The following is a 20,215-nucleotide window of genomic DNA, read 5'->3' on the forward strand; positions in this document are numbered from 1 at the left end:
CGATGGTCCTTATCTTCATTTTTTCCGAGCGTAATCTCCTCGCGAAATGCCTGTTCGTACACCTGGGGTGGAATTTCCAGAATTTGGCGAAGTCTCTCCTTCGTTGGTCCGGATGAAATCGATCCGATAAAGATGAACTCCGAGTTATCCAAAAGTGCTTGAATAAGGGTAGGGTTCTTGTCCATTAATTCCGGAATCTGCTGCAAAATAAACCAAGTGGAAATTGTATTTTTACGCGCTGTTTTTACATCCTCTTCCATGTAAGAAGCTGCAATAGCACTTCTAATGAGTCTCCAGATTTCGTCACGAATAATGTACTTTGCACGCCCGCGCGTAAAGTACAGATCTCGACTGAATCGTTCGTTAAAGAGTAGCATGTAAACGGCTGCAAGAGTTTCTTCGGATTCAATACCTTTCATATCGACAACGACAATGTCGGCGTCAAGATTTACAGTGCATTCGCCTTCAAAGTATGGGAAAGCTCCTGAACCCGTCCAATTTTTTACGGTCATAATAAGGTTTCTGTTGTCTTCATCGTCCTCGTCGAGAATATCAACCAAGAATGCATGAAGATCCGTCATGGTTGGCATTCTTCCGGTTGTTCTTTCGAAAAGTTCAGAAACAAATCCTTCAATGATAGAGGACTGATATTTTTTTCCAGATGAAGTAAAGATAATGTCCAAAAGTCCCACGATGAATGAAAGTGTCCTTTGGAACGGCTTACATTCTCCAGGTTTAAGAGTGAAAGAGTTTCGCGCCGTTGATGGGGCAGGGATGCCAAATGTCTCAACGAACTTATCGTTAAACTGGCCATCCGTAATGTTTACAAGTCCTTCTTTGATAATCCAAAGGAAGAACGAAGTGATGGCACTTGGAGTTTTTTCGTTCGTCTTGACGCCATTGTCTTTCAACCAATTAACAAGTTGAGCCTGTTTCTTTGAAGTTGGAATGCACATTGTCGGCTCGACATCCATTAAAGGAAGGATCGGCCTTTCGGATCCAGAGAAATTAATTACGGTCCCATTAAATAACTTCGCTAAGGCGTAATAGGATCCGTTTTCACCAGAATTATCGATGATTCTAATCTTTGGAGGAACATCTCCATAAGCGCCACCCTGAGCCATCCCAATAATAGTATCCATTAGGACGGATTTACCCGAACCTGACCCGCCAGAAATGAGACCGTTGTAGTTCTCTTTGCCGTCGAATGGACTGAATGGATATATTGAACCGAAATCATCAATTAGGTGATTGAAGCCATTGTGTCTTTCGGTGTCGCCCGTAGCCCAAATTCCATGGATATAAGCTACCTCTTCTTGGCGCATTAGGAATTTTTTGTGTTCAACAGCGGTAGCGTGACAAAGACCTGGTATTGATTTGTTGAATACAAACCATGAAGACTCTCCTTCAGTTTTCCATACTGATCCAACAAATCTGTTTAAGTAGTTGTTGATGATGTCATGTTCTTTCTTGGCGATAATTTTCTCTTTAGATGATTTCTCTCGAGCCATTTCGTCAAGAATCTGCATTCGAGGGATCTTTACAAACATGGAAATAGTAACGTCGCAAACTGGAGTTGGGTTTTTTGACCACTCCATAAGAGCCTCTTGAGATGTTCGGTAACGCTCGTCTTTGATTAGGTCTCGATCAGCTCCAGTTACATCATCACCGTCAAGATCTTCTGCTTGCTTCTTGATAGATCTTTTTAGCTTTGTATCTGTGTCTTCAAGTGAGTATTTGTTCGAAGACACTGTATATATGTATTCGAATGGCATATTGAGGAACACACCGATTTCACCGCCATAGACCTCTCTATTTTCTGGCATCACGTCGGCAACAAAAAGGAGATAAACATCACCATTTAATTCAAAGTGAGTAGGGTATGTTCCTACTGAACAGCCTTCTAGGATGTTTTTTCGATAGGTGTTTGATGATGACTCTTTTAAAGTGACCTTAGCTCCGGCGCTCTCTCCTGCGTAAAAGTGACGGAAAAGAGAAGTATATTCTTCCTCTGAAGAAATGAGGTCATAAGGAATTTGAAGAGAAGCAAGCAAGGATCCTAGCTCAACCAGTTTTGTTTCAATGTATTCAGCGCGATCCATAAGTCCCTCAAAGTCTGACTCAGACAGGGACTTTTTTATTTTACCGATGCCAGCAAAGAGATTCTTCAATGAGAAAGTATTTGCAGCCGCCTTAGTCTTTCTGTTTCGATAAAAAAGGGTGATGTAGAAATCACTTTGCTTTAAATTCATTGAATTAAAGTGATCAACACGGGCCTTCAGTAAAGGATGCTGTGGTTTCAGATTCTTCTTTGTAGCCGATCTGTTTACAGTTGTAACGCTAAGAGATAGATCCTCATTGCAGATATTTAGAGCACTTTTCCAAGAACCAAGAAAACTCTGGAATCTCTCAAACGTAAAAGGTGAGCAGTCCACGCCCTTAAATTTCAGGACGACTGATACATGGCCTCCGCGATGAATGATCATCGGAGTTTTGTTTTTGTATTTCTTGATTGTGGCAATACTGCATTCTTTGAAGATCGGTCCCTCTTCATCGAAAACGAATTCGCTTGCCTGCAATCTTTTTCCTGTATTCAGTTCGGACATTTGAAACTCCAAATATTAGAATCCGTATAGTGATCGGCAGTATTTCATGTCGACCTTTTCCGCATTTGCGTCGATTACCTGACGAACACCACCCATAGGAGAAGGTGTCGTTACTTCAGAAAGTTGCTTTGGCGCCTTTGAAAAGTCTTGGTTCTTAACAAAGTAGGTGTAGCTGCACTCGTTGTCGTCCCACAAGTACCTGATCACATGAATAACGTCGCCATCATCCCATTGATGAACATAGAGCATGTTCTCTTTAAATTTGGGAAACTGACCTTTGTGCTTTTGAATGACGAGCCTTTGAATGTTCTGAGAAACACCACTTAGCATGTATCCTTTTTGGAGTTCCTCGCCATTTTCGATCTTCTTAAGGAACTCTTTCTTAGATGCAAAAGCGCTCAGTGAAGTGAATAAGATCAGGATAAGTACGATCATATTTTTCATGGATTATTCTCCAATAAAATCTGCATCTGAATTGTCAGGAGTAGTGTGTGTCTCAATAATATACGGGGATGATATTTGGCCGTTTCCAAGATCTTGGGCAGGAACAACTTCTTGCTTAATTACCCCGAATCGCGTCGTCATGTCTTTTGAAGCGGCTCTTTGGGCATCTCGAATACGATATTGCTGGATGGTTTTATCAAGCTTGTTCATTTCCGAGATATAGCGGGACTCGTACTTACTTTCATAGTAAGAGTTGATTCCCCAGCCAATGCCAAAACCCACTGCGGCGCCGATTCCGCCGACTTGCATTGGGTCGGAACCTTTAGGTGCAGCTGCGACTGCCAGAACTGAAGCTGCGACTGACAAAAGCACTGGCTCTGTCCACTTTGATTCAAAAATGAATCCAGCCTGAGCTTTCCCGGTGGTCATAATTACGGTGACTGACAATAGAGCAAGAAGGAGTTTTTTCATGATAGCCTCGTCTTTCCTCAACAGTAAATGGATCGACTCTAAAAATGAGTCGACCCTAATAAACCCTTAATGACGAAAGGCTATTTTCGGAGAATTTATTTTAGATGATGCTAAGATCTCTCAAAAATCGACTGATTTCGCTTCTTTGCGCTCCTGGATAAGCTTTTCAAGGACGGCCCGGTCTACGAATTGATCCACCGTCGAATACACGTAGTATCCATATGGATTTACAACTTCTCCAGTGACATCTTTTGAGATTTCGCCTTTTACGATAATCATTTCGATAACTCTTCCGCCAAGGAATTCAGCTGGGAGTGGACTCTTTTGTTCGTCAAAGTAGTTCTCATACTGGCCGAATACGACCGCGCGAATTCCACCCATCTCTGGAAGCCCATAAATTCCAATGAAGTGAATCAAAAAGTGGTTAGATACCTTTTTTTCAACGAGAAGTTTGTAGTCTTCATTTGACCTCTTGTAGAGATCGTTCACGTATAACCACTCAGGAGACCCTGGCGCAGTCATGTCGATACTTTTCAGAATATTTGTTGAGAAGCTCGTAGAGCTTGCATATCGAGTGTCAGTTGAAAGCGATTGGTAATTTGAGATGATTGAGCGGTCTCTTGTGTACTTCAGATATTGATACACAAAGTTTTTGATCTCGGAATCTTCGTTGATATTGCTTGAATAAGTATCAACATAGGTAAAAGGATATGGAAGATCCAAGTGGTTCGGAGAAACGGCGACAAAGTTTTTTCGACTTGCCCAGCGCTCTCCTAAGATTGCTGTCACAAATGACGTAATTGAAGCCATGGCAGTCAAAACAACCACCAAAAACATCATAAAGAGACGCTTTCTGTTTTCCTTTGTTTGCGTTGATGTGATCATAGACTATTTTCCTTCCTTGGTCCTCTTAAAAGGGTTCAACCCTCGATAGGAGATTCCGAAGATGCGCCCATCATTTTTGATCTTTTGAGCGTCTGGATTTTTTCTGAACAATATGAACATAATGAATAAGCTAAAAAGGAACATAAGAGACAGTGGTCCGACACCCTTCTTTAAATGAGTCTTAGGGATCTCCATCTTGAGAATTACCAGCGCACTCTGGTAGGAGCTACTTTCGCGATCATAATTCTTCGTGAGAAGATCATTTGCGGCGAAGTAAATTTGACGCAGATATTGATTCTGAGGTTCGGCGTTTGTGTATTCGATTAAGAATTTCTTATCTGCTTCTGACAGGGTTGCCCAGGCGACAGAATGCTTCTGGCATTCTTTAATCTCGTTTACCGTATCTGTTGTCTTAATTGAGTCTTTCTTCAGGATGGAAAGATTTGATTTCTGAAGGGCTTCCGCGAAAGACAAACATTTCAAGTGTTTTTGATAGTAAGCGTTTTTATTAAGCGAATTAATCACTTCAGGATTGATCGCACTTTTGTAGATGGTTCTTGCTTCATATGCGGCCATCATAAAAAATATTAAGATTCCGAACGGAAGAAGGCCTAGAAGTAAGGTTTTGTTTTTCTTATTCATGGCTTCACCTCAGTTCCTCCCTCAGGAGTGAAATATGTCTTCACTGCCCCAGATTGGCGAGTTAGTGCATCAAGCTGAGGTGATTGCATTTTTGTGGAGCACAGGTCTCTTGAGAAAATGAAGACCGCGCCATCATTGAGCCTTTTTGCAGCAATAAAGAACTTGTTTAAGTTTAAGAGGCGGAAATTTGCATTGTTAAACTTGATGACGGCGTATTTACATTCAACTGAATAAATCGCATCCAGGAATTCGATCCTGGCCACTTGCTCTTTTTGTCTTTGTTGAAGGTAGCAGTGGCGCAAGTCAACCTTGTATCGCTTGTCATTGACGTCGATAATAGCCTCGCCTGACTTCGAAGAAAACTTTCTGAGAATTGCATTCGTGAATGAACGAGATTGGTTTGCTTCATAGTTAGTAACGCAGAATGCGTCGTAAACTTTGTCCTTCGGAACCCAGTCCATTTTTTTGTCGCCAAACATATCTTCGGCGAACTCTGCGCGAGCCGTGATTGAAAGTAGGATTGTGAAAATCATGAAAAAAGTCTTCATACAACCCCTTAGCGCATAAATGCTATTTTCCCTGAAGGAAAAGTGTGTCTCAAAACGAATCAGAAAATGTACTTGTCTTCCAACTCGAATTTCTTTCTAAACATTGCAATCTTTCGGTTTGTTGGATGTGAAAGGGTAGAATCGACAGATGCTGTAGTGCCAAGGGCGGCCCAGAGGGCTTTATTCTCTGCGACTTCGCGCTGAGTGTGGGTGGTCAGAAAAGCCACATAGCCACCAAAACAGTAGAACGACTTCGTTCCATTGTACTCGGTCGACTGTTTGTCGATTAGGAACTTTCGGAATTGTTTTGTTCTTTCGGCGTCACGGTCAAACTGAATAACGGCGACGTTTATTAAAATTCCACCAACCAATAATGCCAAGCCAAAATAGTTCATGCGAGTGTTCAGTTTCTTTGTGAGGTACTTCTTTGTTTTAGTTGAAGTTTGTTTCTTGTATTTCTGTTTTTCTAGAACCTTAATGATTGGCTCTTTCGATTCGCTGACGACGGTAATCGCACCGCCAAAAATCAAGCTCATGGAAATGAAGGAATAGACGATAGCAGATGTTAAAAATTTACGCCGAAGGGTATTTGATTGTTTGATCAACTCGCTGTTGCCTGATGAGGAAATACATTCGTCAGCAATTTTGTAGCGTCGATATCGAAGAAAGAGAGTGTAGGGGAGAATAATGTAGCTTAGAATTTTACCGAGCGTATTCAAAGTCTGTTTAAGACGCTCAAGGCTGGTTTGATTTTGTGTTTCACTCATAAAATCTCCATCAAAGTAAGCCATCCTTGGCGGAATTCTAGGAAATTCATTAACCTAGTATAGGGTGGAATCGTCCTAATTTAGGAAGAGTCCAATCTGCCGATTAACGGCCAGAGGGATATCATCCGTGATATTCCTCTTCCGGTTTTTCAAATTCGTCCATGAATTTTGATCTGAAATACAGCGGGTTTACGCTGTCTGAGTAGTTCGCTGTCAGCCTGGGAGCTGTGGCTCTATAAAGCGTCTTTAAATAATTCACTCGTGGTTCCGCTGTATCCATAATACGGCAGATCATGAGGGTTATTCCGATGATAATGACCAAGAGATATCCGACTGGAATGAAAACCACTTCAATCAAAAGAAGAATACCGAACATGATATAGAACTGGTCGGTAACTTCGAAAAGACCTCTTTTGGTCTGAAGTGGTAGAAAAAACATTGATACCTCTTAGTTACGGATTACAAACCGATTGAAGCAAAGAATCCGGCGACACCTTCCCAGAATGGAGTCCAAAGCATGTAACCAATGATTGCGATCACAGTGGTCATTACGATTGTGCCCAAGCTGGAAACTTGATCTGTCATGCCCATTAGGTTGAACACGAAGATACCGATTTTGTAGATGATGAAGATACCAGCAGCTGCGGCAAAGATGAATTTGAAGATCCCTTGGCCGATGCCATCAGCAACGTCCGCCACTGGGCCAGCGTAAGCTACCATTGGCAAAAACGAGAATACCATCATGGCGATGGTAAATTGAATTGTTAAGATAAGTAATTGTTTCATTGAGTTCTCCTTATTTTCTGTTTTTAGAAACCGTCAGAAATCTCAATGGGGTCATGGTTAAAAATGAGTGAAATAAATTTTGAGAGTCTCAAAATAATACGTTTTTGTGCCTGATTTGCTCGATTTTCTCCCCAAACCATTGAATAAATATGAAAAAGCAACAGTTTGAAGAAATGATTGAGAAACGCCGAAAGCGAAAAGAAGCTATTAAAGCGTTCTTTTTCTTTCCGAAGACTCTTGCGGCGAGATACCGTTTTCTAATCAAGGGCTTTTCTGAGATCGAGAATCGCTGGGATGACACTAAAGAAAAAATGAATGCATATAAGTCATCATACAAAAAGCTCGTCGAGTTCATGGTGATGATCCCTCTCTACTTTGGCCTTCTATTTGGCGCGGTCAGTGTTGTTCAAGTTGGATATGCGGCCACCCAGATCAGCTGGAAAAATTATTACAAGAAAGACGTTAAGAAGAAGGTCATTAGAGTAGGGAAAACCAAAGTGCCATTCCTAAATGTTGAACGGGCTGCAACTCGCTTGTATGAACGAGTTGAGAAGAAGGGTGGAAAGCCATGGTTACTATTTGGTATTCCGGTGTTCTTCGTGCTGTCGTTTGGAGGAGCCTTTATTCTTTCGTCAAACCCAATTTTCTCTCAATCAGAGAAGATAAAAAAGGCTCTAAAGGATTTCAAATTTACAGATGCTGAAGGTGAACCATGGGAGTTTGTCTACACTCCTGATCTTATTATGTTCAGAAGCTATGGCATAGTCGCTGATGAATTTGTTCGAAAGAAGAACTTTTGGACGACGATCAACTTTTCGCCACAGCCCGCGCGTGTTAGTTCGGATGATCAGAACGTGTTTCTAATTCGCCGAAAGACTCAAATGCCAACCGCAGTAATTTATGGGAACTTTTCTACATTACCATCTATTGATGAGCTTCTGGAGATGAGCGATGAGGACGATCATTCAAGTCCAAATATCATGAAAGTGGATCCGGAGAATAAGAAAGTGACTCAAAAAGCAACGGAAACCGAAGTGGATTCCCAGGATTTACCGCCGGAAAATGAAGAAATAGTTACGGAGAAAACTTAATAATGTCGTCTTTTTGGCAGAAAAAAGTTTTTGATAAAGAATTTCGTAATGAAAATCCACCATTCTTACTTAAGGTCATGAAAAGAGGGTCCTCAAAAAGGCTCTCGTTCCTATTTAACGTAGGTCGGAAAACAATTTTGAATAATGTGATCTTGTCACCGTATAAGAATCCGTAGTCGGTTGATGGTAGCGGAGAAGTGGACCAGGCAAGATCGCAGTATTGAGAATTGTTTTTGCAGATTTTCAAATCTGCGGCGTAGTGGAGGGTGCGAAATAGCCCTTTGTGAGTGCGCCTAAAAGAAAGCTCACAGCAAAATTCGACTTAGCACTACTCGCATCGTTAATGATGTGAGGGTAAGTGGCAGCGCCAGCCCTTAATGGCGTCGCTCTCCTGTGGCAAACATAAGCTGGCCACGCGTGGACGAGAGAAAGAAGACCGAAGGGTGACGCTGTGACGGCAGATTAAACGTCCCTTTGCGAGACAGGCGAAAATTTTTTGATTCGCCGATGCCTCTATTATATTTAGTGGCTATCTTAGCCGTATTCCGCCCTGAATTTACTGCGAAGACACGGAAAAGAGCTTGATGCTCGTCCCGAAGCGGTAGCGATAGGGACAAGAGCATCGCATCCCACAATCCTACAGTCCAACCGGACTTCGATCAGGATGGAGTCTATCAAAATTTACCCGAATACGCCGTTCGGGATTTCCGGCCCTTTCTATGCCCAAAATAAATCGGGCCAATCTTCATTTTTTATGTTCAAAAATCTTCAATTGACCATTAAGAGGGAATGGAACAACCAAAGCGCAAACTTCCAAAACATGCAAAAGAAGGTCAGGAACTAATTGAAGTGCCAGAATTCCCGACTTTCTTCGACCCTAAGAATTCGTTGAAACCTATTTCTCCATTAACTAAGGAAGAAATTGATTTCATTTTTAAAGCGAAGTTTGAAGACTGTTGTTCAGCTTATGCCAGTAGAATCAGAGGATCTGGTTTACTTGAGGTTGAAGACGGAGGAGATAAAAGATCTATTGATGGAAGTGCTTTCCTGTTCTTTTCAGCTCTCTGTAAGAAGTTCGATAAGGATAAATATAAAGGCGCTATTGGCTCGAAAAGCGTTGAAGGCGCGACTGGCACTAAAACTCTTGATTGGTTCTTTTATAACTATTTCTGTGAAAAGCTGAATGAAATGTCTAAGGATATGAAAGAGAAAAAGAAAAAGTACCGGGATTTGTACGGTGACGACATTTCTCATGAGTGGGTATTGTTCGATGTTGTAGCAGAGAGAGGTAAACAGTACCGCGAAGTTTGCGATATGTTGCTGAACGATGCTGCGATGTTCCTCTCTCCCCAGGCGCTGGAACTGCTGAAAATCCGTTTTGCAGAGGGATATAAGTATTCTGAAGCTAAAGGTCTGGTCGGAAAATCATACTACGCTCATCGCACCGAAATGATGAATTACATCAACATTTTTATGCTTCGAAAACGTGTGGCTTTGGCGGCACTTTTGGAAGTCAGTGAAGACACTTTCTATAAGCGAATCGAAAATCGTCTTCGCGGAAGAGATATGATGAAGATTCTCGGAATGGTGGATAGATACACCGAGCAGGGAAAAGAGCGTAGAGATGTTCGTCGCTATGTCCGTTTAAAGATCGAAGAATCAGGTATTGAAGATTCTTCTGATGATGAGGCAGCTTAATTTAATAATTCGGTTTGCGATTGAAGATCGCGATCCTGAAAGGACTTCATGAAAAATCTAATTTATGCATTTTTGGTCTTGCTCCACGCGGTGGTAGCCTTCGGTAATAAAGGTAGTGCGTACCGTCCGATGGTCACGGAAGGGGAGATAATCACTGTTTATTCTGTTGATGACCCTAAGCGCCTTCCTTCCATTGAAGAAGTTCGAAATGACCTTAAGAGAAAGAAGAATGTGGTAAAAGAAGGTGTTGATGATTTGAAGTCAGATAAAGACTCCGAAACTGAGGGTGAGCATCCTGAAGATTCAGATGACCATTCGGATGACGCGGAAGAAAGTCCTGAAGAAGATGAACCTGAAGACGGCGACGAGGACGAGGAATAGCGATAAGCGGCGGATTGAATGTCGAAGTACTACGAAAAGATTATTCATGAAACTTTAAAGGAAACTGGAATCCCTTATCGCGTTAATGCACAGGGAACCCACGCTGTCTTGTTGGCGTGCCCGGTTTGCAGTCAGAAGAATAAGTTTTTCGCGGATCTTCGCGACGGTCGATTCATTTGTCATAATTGCGTCGGCGATGGTAAAAATATTAAAGGCGGCCTGACATATTTCGTCTCGCTTTGTCGCGGAGAAACATATGAAGAAAGTCAGGCCCGGATCAATTCGGGAAGAACCATCTCAAAACTCTTCTCAGACAGTAAAGGCGACGGTTCAGCACTGCTTGAAAAGGTTAAGAGTATCTATGCTCCAAATGTAGCAAATGAAAACAATATGGATTGCTACGACTTTCCCGAGATTAAGCTTCCACCGCACGCGATTAAAATGGAAAAGGGGTCTCCAGCCTATCGTTACCTTCACAATGTTCGAAATATTTCTGAGGCTGAACTTGCAAAGCTTGACGCGTATGAAGTCCCGGCAAGCAGTACTGATGATTTGAGGCGACTAGCAGCTGGACTAAGTAAGGAAAAAATCAAAGAGATGTATGCGCACAGTGGGCGTGTCATCTTTGTTCAAAAGGTGCTTGGAAAAATTGTCGGATATATTTCTCGTGACTATACTGGTAAGCGAGATAAGAAGAATAAAGTCTTAAACAGCGTTGGATCCTGGAGACAGTATTGTTTATGGAATTGGGATCGCGTTAAGAACTCAGACAGACTGATCGTCACTGAAGGTATCATTTCAGCGATGTTTTGTGGTGAAGACGCTACAGCCACCTACGGAAACAATGTATCAAATCAACAGGTCTCCCTAATGCTCTCATCAAAAGCAAAAGAAGTTGTTATTATGGTGGAGGTAGGTGCTGAGATTAATGCCTACAAACTCGCTTTCGCTTTGATGGCCCATAAGATTGTTAAGATGGTATTTCTACCGAAAGAGAAGACAGAAAAAGGTGATTGGAAAGATTGTGCCAACTACACCGTTCAAGAAAATCTCGATCTCATTGAAAGCACACCTTATGCTGACGAATATGAGATCGCCAAAAAAATGAAAGAAATTGTTGAGCAGGGAAAGAAAAAACCCGAACAAAAGGGAAAGAAAGACAGAAAAAACTATCGCATGGAAAAAGCGATGAGACTGATGATGAAATAGGGGCCCGAAAGCCCCTTTTCTTCGTTTTTACTACAAATTACGAACCTTCTTTTCAGCTGCTTGAAAAGACTCATCAATCATCATTTCAAGATTCTCTTCCATAGACTTTTCGTTGCTAATCGCGATGACCTGAAGTTTTTTGTAGGATGCAACACTTAGAGTAACCGTAGTTGATCCATTTACCAAAGAAAGGGATGATTTTGAACGAGGTCCGCGAGGGCGACCAGTTTCCAAAGGATGCTCTTTTAGATACATCACATCGTTATAAGATAACTCGTAACCTCTTCCACCTTTTCTTGCCCTAATTGCACCCTTCAAAATATATCTGGAAATGCTAATTGGTGATTTCTTGAGAGTCTTTTGGGCGAACTTAGTATCAACTGATTTTCCGAATGGCTTCAATCTATAGTCGCCTGGCGGATATTTTATTGCTGAATTGTCTCCCATCATTCCTCCATGGAAAAAAGGGTTATTGTGTTTCATTTTGAGATAATCATGGTAAACATGTTATTACAAGTCTTTTCGGTAAATATGGAAAATTCTATAGACGAACATTCAGGAAATTCTAAGTCAGAGAGTTAAGTCTTCATAAGGAAGACTTTGCATGGCGACACTGTCCTACAGCGCAATTTTAACCAAACCAATTTTAACCATAATTGGTCTCGACGTGTCTCTTACTGGAACTGGACTTTCAGTCTTCACTCACAATCGAGAAACGGGTTCTATAGAGCTCAAGAATCTCTATTTGATATCAACTCCCCCGACCAAAGCCAGGCATCAACGAATTGGTCGCTTTTTGCGCATTGTTTCCGCAATTGAATCCCTCCTAGGAAAACATTCTCCGGATGCTATCGCAATCGAAGGGTATGCTCTTAAGTCGCAGGGGCGGGCAGCTTCTGATCTTCCTGAGATTGGAGGAATGATCCGCCTCATGATTATTAAGAGATGTATTCCATTTATAGAAATTGAACCTACATCTTTAAAGAAGCACATCACTGGAAAAGGCAATGTCGATAAGTCAATTATGATCAAAGTCATCAATGAACTACTGAACATTTCTGTTACCGATGACAACGTATCGGATGCATCGGGTTTGGGTCTTATGCTCTCACATAAACTATCGAGTGTCGGTTATGACTTCGCTAAGCTCTTTGATGAATTGATGGAGAAGGCCGAGGACAAGAAAGAAGAAAAGCGCTTAAAAGATCTTCGAAAGAAATACGGCAAAATCATCCCGGAAGACAAACTATATCCGAAAAATAAGAATTCGAATCGAAAAACTAAAGAGGTTCCGGAAATCACTGTTACCGAGCTCAGCTTTTAACTCAATTTTTAACCTCGCCCCATTTAGTTCAGGCAAGGGGAAGTTTATGAAAACAGTCATTGCAAATAGAAAAAACCAAGCGAATAGACGAACATCTGTCCTGTGGTTCTGCCTTACCTGGATGGTTGTACTTTTCGTATGCTCCTGCACCCCGACTGACGAGACCGCGAAGGAGATGCCTGACCGATTTGATCCGCGTATTCCAGCAGGCATCATTGGCACTGACCTTTTAATCAAACCGCCGACAAAAATGACCACATTGAATTCATTCTCAAACACGCTTCGTGTGTCTTGGAAAAGCCCTATGGGTTATGACTATGTCAATTTTACTGTCGGCCTCTATCGTATGGAGTGTGATTTCGAGGTAGATCAAGGTTGTAAATTGAGCGATGTGTACTCTGAAACACCTGGTGTCATCATGGTTCAGAACTCGAAAGCAAACATGGTAGACGACGCCAATCTAGTTGATGGTCAGATTTATTCGTATTTTGCGTGCACTTACCTGGGAGATAAACAGGGGCCATGCAAAGCTTCTAAAGGAACAGCACTCAACCAACTATCTGAAAACATTCTTCCAATTCCAGTCGATTTTTGGGAAAAGATCAGCATGATTACCGGACAGAGTGCTTCCGGATATGGAGGAGCCTATGCAGCCACGTTGTTTACGTTGGATCCTGGGCAGTCGCGATTTGATACTGGTACTGGCAAATCTAAAGTAACCGGAAAACTCGTATTTGCCAAAAATGGGGCCGTTGCTTATCTCGCGGACACAGATAATAATCGGGTAATCATTTACGCTCGCGGTAATGGTATGTGCAACCGTGAGGCAATGGATGATGATGCCTTCAACTTCTGTCTTCAGGTTCAGTCATCAATGCCGCTTCAACCTATAAACATTCTTGGTCAGCCTGATCAATATTCCAACAAATCGTGTCAAGATCACGATCTTGCGGGAACTAATTATCGGGGTGGAAAATTCGTTGAACATCAGGGTCCTTTGGTAGATTACCGTCGCTGCTTGACGAAGCCACAATCCGTAACTGTGGATGAGATCGGAAATCGACTCATCATTGCAGATACAGGAAATGACCGCGTTCTCATTTATAATGGAATCCCGACAGATGCTGGATGCGATCCGTCTGTAAATCCAATGGTTTCAAATAAAGTCTTTTGTGATGCGACTACGGTCATCGGAAAAAAATCATTATATGACCTGTCAGCCTATTCATTCGCATCATATGGCGACAGAACACTCAATAATCCTATTGATGTTAAAGTGCGGTATGATGACTTATATATTCTTGATTCTGGAAATCACAGACTGTTGAAGGTGGGTAAGTACAACCAGGGGTTGTCATTCAATTGTACGGAAACAAACTGGCTCACGTCTTTTTGTAGATTCACTGCTGTTCTGGGGCAGCGTAACCTATTCTCGCGCGAGAGTATGTCAGATCTTCCATCATCAGGACTATTTGTTGGGACGCCAGGTAACGAAAGTGCGTTCGTTCCGCAATACAAGAATTTTCTAAAAAATCACTTTGGTAACCCAACGTCATTCAGATTCACTGATGATAATAAGTTGATCATTTCAGCCTTTGAAAACTACACCTATGTGGATGGTGGATATCACAACATCGTAAAGGGGAGGTTGGTTGTATTTGATGAAACTGCCATCGCCAAAGAGATTCCAAGCTGCACAACTTCCAACTTTGATGATGAGATTTTTGCAAGATGTTTTGCGATTGCGCATTTGGGAATTGTAAACCCGGAAGTTCTTCCTCGCATGGGGGCTGGAGCTGATTATCTTCTCAGCGTGAGTTACGGGATGGACTATATTTCTGATTTTGATGTTACCGACCAATCATTGGTTGCGATAAGTCCGTTTAATTCGGCGCTGTATGTTTTTGGCGCCTATCATAATACAACAGCATACTCCCGAAGAATTGAGGACCCATCTGGTCAACTATCTTCGAAAGGAACGGTTATGCCGGATCTAAAAGGTACGAGCTCAATTGTTATCGAGAAGGCCTCGGAGAAATTCTACATTGTCGATCCGATGGACTCCAAATTCTACGAGTTGAACACGAATCTTTAGCAGTCCCAATACGATACGGCCACTTTAATATCATGGTAAATAGGGATAATATGGTAAAAACGGGAAAGGTGGTCGCATGAATTTTCCTGACAATGAGTCAAAAAGACTGTTGGTTCGTGAATTCTTTTTGATGAGCGGACAGTTGAGTGACCTAATTGTAGAAGCAAATTCCCCTTCCGCACTCGAAAATGGAATAAATGAGCTCCGCGACAAATATCCTCACTTTTTCAAAATTAATAAACTCCCCACTATCACCGAAGATTTCAATAGGCTATTGAAAGATGAATCATGGAAATTTGAGCGCGAGAACCAGTGCTTAATTGCGGTAAGCTCTTATCTTGGCGCAATTGTCCTACCGTTTTCTTTAGATCCAGAGAGCCAGAGCTTTTCCAAAGTTAAGAGTGCCGCGATTTCACACGCAATGAACCTTCCTTCGAACTATCTGGGAATTCTGAAAGCAAATCTTTCAACAAGACTTGACCCTGTGGTTCCGATCTCATTTTTAGATCTTATCATCTCCGAAACATCTGATGCGGAGCCCCCTGAGCTGATGAATATTGATCAGCTAAAACACTACTACGATAAGGTGTTTCTTAGAGATTTCAGAGAGCCTCTAATTGAAGATGGTATGACTATCGATGAATTTAAAAGTCTTCGTGGGTATCCCACAGTTCGTCCGCGATCATTTGGTGATTTGCCTTGTATTGGAGTGAGCGTCCTAGGCGATGAAGTTTTGATTCGTCCCGATGGTAAGGTGTCATGGAAATACGGTCCGCCTATGTCTCCTCTTCTGTTCTCAGAAATGTACAGAGCATTCTTGCTTGGGCAAGATGACGTGCTAGAAGAAGACATTTCTACGGCGCCTCAAGAATAGACACTTTCGGTTAAGCAATTTTGTTTACAAAAGAACTCAAGAAAAAACATGGTAAACCCGATAAACATGATAACCGTGGTATATTGATCAGAGGGAGTTTGTTATGAGTAGAACTACACCGTTAAATAAGTCTGAAATTCTTGAAGTCGTCGAGAGAATCAGAGCGACATTAAAACCTCAAGTTGACTGCAAAGCTATGACTGGCGTTCCTACAAGCGAGATGATTGTTACGTTTTCCAAGCTTAAAGATAAGGCCACATTGGAAGTTATGAATGGCGGATACAAAGCTACAGTTAAGAACGCAGCAAGGCGCCATCTTGGAAAATCCCCGGTTATCCTAGACTTCATTGGTGGATCCGCAGAAATTTCAATCAGCGTTGTTGTTGGTGTATCTTCTTCGGATTTACAAGCTTTTTTAGAACAGGTGGCCGAACCACTCAATTATTGATATCTCCAGCTGTTAATTTCACTCAATTTTATAAGTGGCCCTATTTAGATGTCAACGGAATGACGGCAAGTCTTTTCAGCGGAGGAGAGTTTATGAACGAAAAGTCCTTTCAGCAAATAACAGATCGCTTGGTTGAGTTGTTCGAAGAAGAACATGGCGGATGCGAAAACAATACCTGCGCAATGACTGCGTGCATGTCTCATGGCTACTCATTGTGGGCCATTAAATTGTTCCATAACTGCGGTGTAGCCAGTGATGAATTTGACAGGTTAATCAAAAAATTACCCAAGGCTGAATTCGAAAGAAGAGCTGAGGCAGAAAGGGCTGAGTTTGTTGAGGAGATTCCTTCAGTAAGTTGCCCTCACTGCAATGCTGTGGTGTATGAACCTGAAGAGAGTGAGTATCACTGCTCTAGCTGCGCCAAAGGTGCATATTTCGAAGTGGTGACAGATGCCTTGATGCCAGATGGTGTCAGTGGAGAAGATGATGGTTGGGTTGAGGACTTTAAGGTGATCAGCGCCAGACCTTATGGCGACGGAACAAAATTCAATGTCGCGATGAAGTACGGCAAAGAACCCGAGCAGCTTACTCGACAGATATTTGAAGCTTCGGTGGGCTCTGAAATGCCTCCCAACTCTTCTTTGCAACACATGAGCGGTAAAAAGGTCGCTTAATTACCAGTTGTCTTCCGATTTCGCTCATTTCCTGGCTTCTACCTATTTACGCTCTGATGGGAGAAACGGGGATGGGTGCAATTAAAGTAAAAAAATCAAAAAAAGAACAATGCGGGGATCACAACGGAAAAGTTAAATGTTTGCGTTGTGGTAGAGGATTTGATCCTTCGGCAGAGGGTGCAACTTCCGAATATGGTGCTACATGCGCAAAAAAGATGGGAATTGAAGTTTCTGTTAAATCTGGTCCCGCGCTAACTTTAGTCTCTTCCAGGCCTGAGATGACTTCACCAGTTCAGATGGATTTTTTCAATGACGTTGATCCCAACAAAATTAAGGAAATGGAAAAGGAAGCTTATCGTTCAGAGGCAACGTCTAACTTAAAAGACGCAACTGGGGTTGAAATTAACCCTGAAGAAGCAGTAGAAATTGATATTGAAAAGAGAGATGCCGGAACAGGTAACGACTATTACGAAACGGACTCAAACTTTACTTGGGCCCGCAAATCTAAATTCCAAAACTTTGGTGAAGAGACTCGTGGTGCCGCTCGCCACAAACGTAATGCACATCGCGAATGGGGAGACGTTGTTAATAATGCTCACGAGGCAGCTTTAGATGAGAACGTCCTTTACCCTGAAGTGATCAAAAATGTTCAACGTGGAATGGCTGGTGTTGTTGATGAGACAAACGAGATGGATTCACTCATTCTTGGTTTGATATTAAATAAATTTCCGAAGAAGCTCCCTGAAATGAAGGACGTTGGTGACTATCACAAGCAGGCAAAACTTCTTATCTCTGACATTCTTGCGTTAAAACTACAGTCTACTAACCCATTGGATTATTTTAATCGGGCCAAGGACATGTTTAAGAGTGCACACGCTAAGGCAGAGCGTGGTTTGTACAGGAACCTTTGTCGTCATCTTTACAATAGCTTGGACTATAAACAGACGTCAGCAAAACGAGAATTTTTGCAAATGATCGATTTTGTTAATGGTGAAAAAAGCGATTGGTACTACTTGAAGCCAGAAGAAGCAGCGGAGCGTTTGAATCGAGTTAAAGGAAAATTGAAAGACTATTCTATTCGTTATTTGAAAGGTGAAGGTATTAAAAAACTCACTGGTAAAACGGTGTCTCGTGAAAGCTCAGGACCAAAAAGAGCAACATTCAAACATTCTGACTTTTATAAGGGCATGATTCCTGAAGTGAAGAAAATTCGTTTCAAAGGATATGATGACTCATACGAGTTCTTTACTAAAAAGATGAAAGTAAAGGGATTTGAATTCGGAAACGGGATTTCGGATTCAAAAAGACCTGACTATATCCGAACAGCTGCCCAATCTTTTGAGGATCTATCTAAAATTACAGGTCTTACCCCAGAGCAACTCACGGGGAGAGGAAATCTAGGCGTTCTTATTGGAGTCAAGGGTGTCGCTGGTTCCCTCGCGACGTATTGGCCAAGCACAACTGACATCAATATTAATGCGAACTCGGTGGGGTCAATTGCGCATGAAATGGGACATTTTTTTGATCATCATCTTGGCAAGAAGCTTAAAAAGAAATTTTTGAGCGAAACAAAACTAAATTCAGAATCTTACTCTTCTGAGCCTGAAAAAGCATATGCAGATCTGGGCTTGTCTATGCAGGAATATGGAAAGCGAATCAGATCAACAAAAAGCTTCGGATTGTTGTCTCCAAAATCGCAAAAGACCTTTGTTTCTCCTGAAGAAACATTCGCACGTTGTTTTGAGGCATACGTGAACAAAAAGGCTAAGGCTAACGGAATCAGCAACAATGTACTTGTTGCGAATGTAGAAAGCGAACTCTATCCAACTGAGGAGGAGTTAACAGAGATTTCAGTTAAAATGGAAAGTCTTCTCGGTGTGATGAAAAAAACGATCTAAGGGGGATATGGAAATGCGAAGAGAGCTTGAAACCATCACTTTTCCAGGAGGCGCATCTTTTGATGTGCCGAAGAAATTCTTCGATAAAGTCGTTTCAGATTTAATTGCAGAGAACAAGATAGAGATGTCAGCCGCTCAGAAAGTCGCTCATGCTAAGTTCCTGCACTTCTATAGAGAAATGATTCGAATCATGTCAATTGAGCATCAAGAATTGTTATGCAGAGTGCGAGACTTGATCACAACTGGCATTCGAGATGGAATTCATCTTCAACCAACAATGAGTAGATTGATGAATTTAATTGGCGGAATCGGTGATTGCGAAGATGTCAATATGGTTTCTATGTTTCTATCCAGAGTTGTCGAAGAAAGAACTTTCATTGACGTGCCAGATTTAGAACAAGTGATAAATGATAACCGCGTGATGGGGGAATATCTTTTACGACCGTATACGATGTGTGATTTCAATTGGAGGAGGATAGAATAGTGGCAAACAATAATAAAACTATAGCTATACAGCGCCATCTTGAAGAATTGACAAATGCTGAGCAAATTATCTCTGACTCATTTTCCAGAATGGAGAAAGATAGTAGATTCAATTTGGATTTTGAAACTAGGTCCGCGTTGGAAGAGTCGCGCTATAACATTCGAAAAGTCCTCTCTCAGTTAAGAAATATGCAAATCAATTTGAAAGACAAGGAGTAATAATGAAAGCGAAGCTATTAAATCTTATTGCAGTCTTCAAGGAAGCGTTTGATCAAGTTATTGAGCATCAAGACATCAGACTGGAAGATTCTGAAATCGATGGAGGTATCAATATCCACGCTGAAGGTACAATTCAACTTGCGCTACGATATGCAACACCGGGTGAGTTCGTTGTTGAAAACGGAGGGCGTCTGGGTGAGGACTTCTTTGATCCACAGTCTGGTAAAGACGTGTCGATGTATTGCATTGACGACGAGAGTGCAGCCTTTTCGATAGATGGAGCAAAGACCCTTTCTTTAGAACTCTCTGAAGAAGAAGCAAAAAGTTCCGGGCAAGATCTTGCGAACCAAGTGAACAAAATTATCAAAAGGGTGATTGATTTTTCAAGAGAGAGGGGCGCAAGGAATGATCATATTAGAGTTCGTTTAAATGAGATGGAGTCACAGATTAAATCGCGAATTCAAGGTGATGATGTTCCAGAAATCGAAAAGAGAATTTTTGATATTGCTTACAAGGCAGTTCACTCTAAAGAATTCTCTCATTTGGTTTCGGAAACGAATCTCAGAAGCATCCAAGATTATCTAATTCTCAAATTGAATTTCTTTAAAAATAAGGGGTTGTGAAATTCTGGATGTAAATCATTTTGTGAAAGGTCGTTTTGGAGAGACGAAA

Annotated in this window: 22 protein-coding genes; 12 read left to right on the forward strand and 10 right to left on the reverse strand. The window is 41.7% G+C overall.

All coding sequences use genetic code 11. The features are described 5' to 3' along the window. The 9 genes from AAAA78_RS18460 to AAAA78_RS18500 all read right to left on the reverse strand — a co-directional run. A partial coding sequence (locus AAAA78_RS18460; RefSeq protein ID WP_340593647.1) for a TraG/VirB4 family ATPase occupies positions 1-2,606 on the reverse strand: 2,606 nt, incomplete at its 3' end. Between the two features lie 15 nt (positions 2,607-2,621). Further along, positions 2,622-3,050 carry a hypothetical protein gene (locus tag AAAA78_RS18465; protein ID WP_340593649.1) on the reverse strand — a complete coding sequence of 143 codons (429 nt, stop codon included), beginning with the start codon at positions 3,048-3,050 and terminating at the stop codon, positions 2,622-2,624. A gap of 3 nt (positions 3,051-3,053) precedes the next feature. Continuing rightward, on the reverse strand, positions 3,054-3,521 hold the full coding sequence (locus AAAA78_RS18470; protein ID WP_340593651.1) for a hypothetical protein: 468 nt from the start codon (positions 3,519-3,521) through the stop codon (positions 3,054-3,056). 120 nt (positions 3,522-3,641) lie between these two features. After that, positions 3,642-4,406 (reverse strand): hypothetical protein, encoded by a 765-nt coding sequence (locus AAAA78_RS18475; RefSeq protein ID WP_340593653.1) that lies wholly within the window; start codon positions 4,404-4,406, stop codon positions 3,642-3,644. Positions 4,407-4,409: 3 nt separating this feature from the next. Further along, a complete protein-coding gene (locus AAAA78_RS18480; RefSeq protein WP_340593654.1) occupies positions 4,410-5,048 on the reverse strand; it encodes a hypothetical protein in 639 nt (212 codons plus the stop codon). Next, complete coding sequence (locus AAAA78_RS18485) at positions 5,045-5,596, reverse strand: hypothetical protein (RefSeq protein WP_340593656.1); 552 nt, start codon at positions 5,594-5,596, stop codon at positions 5,045-5,047. The genes AAAA78_RS18480 and AAAA78_RS18485 overlap by 4 nt, the downstream gene beginning before the upstream one ends. Positions 5,597-5,655: 59 nt before the next feature. Further along, positions 5,656-6,363 carry a hypothetical protein gene (locus AAAA78_RS18490; protein WP_340593657.1) on the reverse strand — a complete coding sequence of 236 codons (708 nt, stop codon included), beginning with the start codon at positions 6,361-6,363 and terminating at the stop codon, positions 5,656-5,658. Between the two features lie 121 nt (positions 6,364-6,484). After that, on the reverse strand, positions 6,485-6,802 hold the full coding sequence (locus tag AAAA78_RS18495; protein WP_340593658.1) for a hypothetical protein: 318 nt from the start codon (positions 6,800-6,802) through the stop codon (positions 6,485-6,487). Positions 6,803-6,822: 20 nt separating this feature from the next. Next, complete coding sequence (locus AAAA78_RS18500; RefSeq protein ID WP_340593659.1) at positions 6,823-7,149, reverse strand: hypothetical protein; 327 nt, start codon at positions 7,147-7,149, stop codon at positions 6,823-6,825. A 149-nt stretch (positions 7,150-7,298) separates the two neighbouring features. On the opposite strand from AAAA78_RS18500, the gene AAAA78_RS18505 reads away from it, so the two are divergent. The 4 genes from AAAA78_RS18505 (at position 7,299) to AAAA78_RS18520 (ending at position 11,528) form a co-directional block, all read left to right on the forward strand. After that, a complete protein-coding gene (locus AAAA78_RS18505; RefSeq protein WP_340593660.1) occupies positions 7,299-8,240 on the forward strand; it encodes a hypothetical protein in 942 nt (313 codons plus the stop codon). A 789-nt stretch (positions 8,241-9,029) separates the two neighbouring features. Then, positions 9,030-9,938 (forward strand): hypothetical protein, encoded by a 909-nt coding sequence (locus tag AAAA78_RS18510; protein WP_340593661.1) that lies wholly within the window; start codon positions 9,030-9,032, stop codon positions 9,936-9,938. A 48-nt stretch (positions 9,939-9,986) separates the two neighbouring features. Continuing rightward, complete coding sequence (locus tag AAAA78_RS18515) at positions 9,987-10,319, forward strand: hypothetical protein (protein WP_340593662.1); 333 nt, start codon at positions 9,987-9,989, stop codon at positions 10,317-10,319. Positions 10,320-10,337: 18 nt separating this feature from the next. After that, positions 10,338-11,528: a hypothetical protein gene (locus AAAA78_RS18520; protein ID WP_340593663.1), complete on the forward strand. Its 1,191-nt coding sequence runs from the start codon at positions 10,338-10,340 to the stop codon at positions 11,526-11,528. A gap of 30 nt (positions 11,529-11,558) precedes the next feature. Here the strand turns inward: AAAA78_RS18520 and AAAA78_RS18525 are convergent, their stop codons facing one another. Continuing rightward, complete coding sequence (locus tag AAAA78_RS18525; RefSeq protein ID WP_340593664.1) at positions 11,559-12,011, reverse strand: hypothetical protein; 453 nt, start codon at positions 12,009-12,011, stop codon at positions 11,559-11,561. A 121-nt stretch (positions 12,012-12,132) separates the two neighbouring features. On the opposite strand from AAAA78_RS18525, the gene AAAA78_RS18530 reads away from it, so the two are divergent. From AAAA78_RS18530 to AAAA78_RS18565, 8 genes are all read left to right on the forward strand, one after another. Continuing rightward, on the forward strand, positions 12,133-12,852 hold the full coding sequence (locus tag AAAA78_RS18530; RefSeq protein ID WP_340593666.1) for a crossover junction endodeoxyribonuclease RuvC: 720 nt from the start codon (positions 12,133-12,135) through the stop codon (positions 12,850-12,852). Positions 12,853-12,898: 46 nt separating this feature from the next. Continuing rightward, positions 12,899-14,947, forward strand: a complete 2,049-nt coding sequence (locus tag AAAA78_RS18535) for a hypothetical protein (RefSeq protein WP_340593667.1) — start codon at positions 12,899-12,901, stop codon at positions 14,945-14,947. Positions 14,948-15,023: 76 nt separating this feature from the next. Further along, positions 15,024-15,821 (forward strand): hypothetical protein, encoded by a 798-nt coding sequence (locus tag AAAA78_RS18540; RefSeq protein ID WP_340593668.1) that lies wholly within the window; start codon positions 15,024-15,026, stop codon positions 15,819-15,821. 103 nt (positions 15,822-15,924) lie between these two features. Beyond that, a complete protein-coding gene (locus AAAA78_RS18545; RefSeq protein WP_340593669.1) occupies positions 15,925-16,269 on the forward strand; it encodes a hypothetical protein in 345 nt (114 codons plus the stop codon). A 92-nt stretch (positions 16,270-16,361) separates the two neighbouring features. Further along, positions 16,362-16,943, forward strand: a complete 582-nt coding sequence (locus tag AAAA78_RS18550) for a hypothetical protein (RefSeq protein ID WP_340593670.1) — start codon at positions 16,362-16,364, stop codon at positions 16,941-16,943. A gap of 71 nt (positions 16,944-17,014) precedes the next feature. Continuing rightward, positions 17,015-18,841 (forward strand): LPD1 domain-containing protein, encoded by a 1,827-nt coding sequence (locus tag AAAA78_RS18555; RefSeq protein ID WP_340593672.1) that lies wholly within the window; start codon positions 17,015-17,017, stop codon positions 18,839-18,841. A 7-nt stretch (positions 18,842-18,848) separates the two neighbouring features. Beyond that, positions 18,849-19,325, forward strand: a complete 477-nt coding sequence (locus AAAA78_RS18560; protein WP_340593673.1) for a hypothetical protein — start codon at positions 18,849-18,851, stop codon at positions 19,323-19,325. A 220-nt stretch (positions 19,326-19,545) separates the two neighbouring features. Beyond that, a complete protein-coding gene (locus AAAA78_RS18565) occupies positions 19,546-20,166 on the forward strand; it encodes a hypothetical protein (protein ID WP_340593675.1) in 621 nt (206 codons plus the stop codon). Positions 20,167-20,215: the final 49 nt, after the last annotated feature.

This window comes from Bdellovibrio sp. BCCA (assembly GCF_037996825.1).
In the GTDB taxonomy this organism is placed as follows: Bacteria; Bdellovibrionota; Bdellovibrionia; order Bdellovibrionales; family Bdellovibrionaceae; genus Bdellovibrio.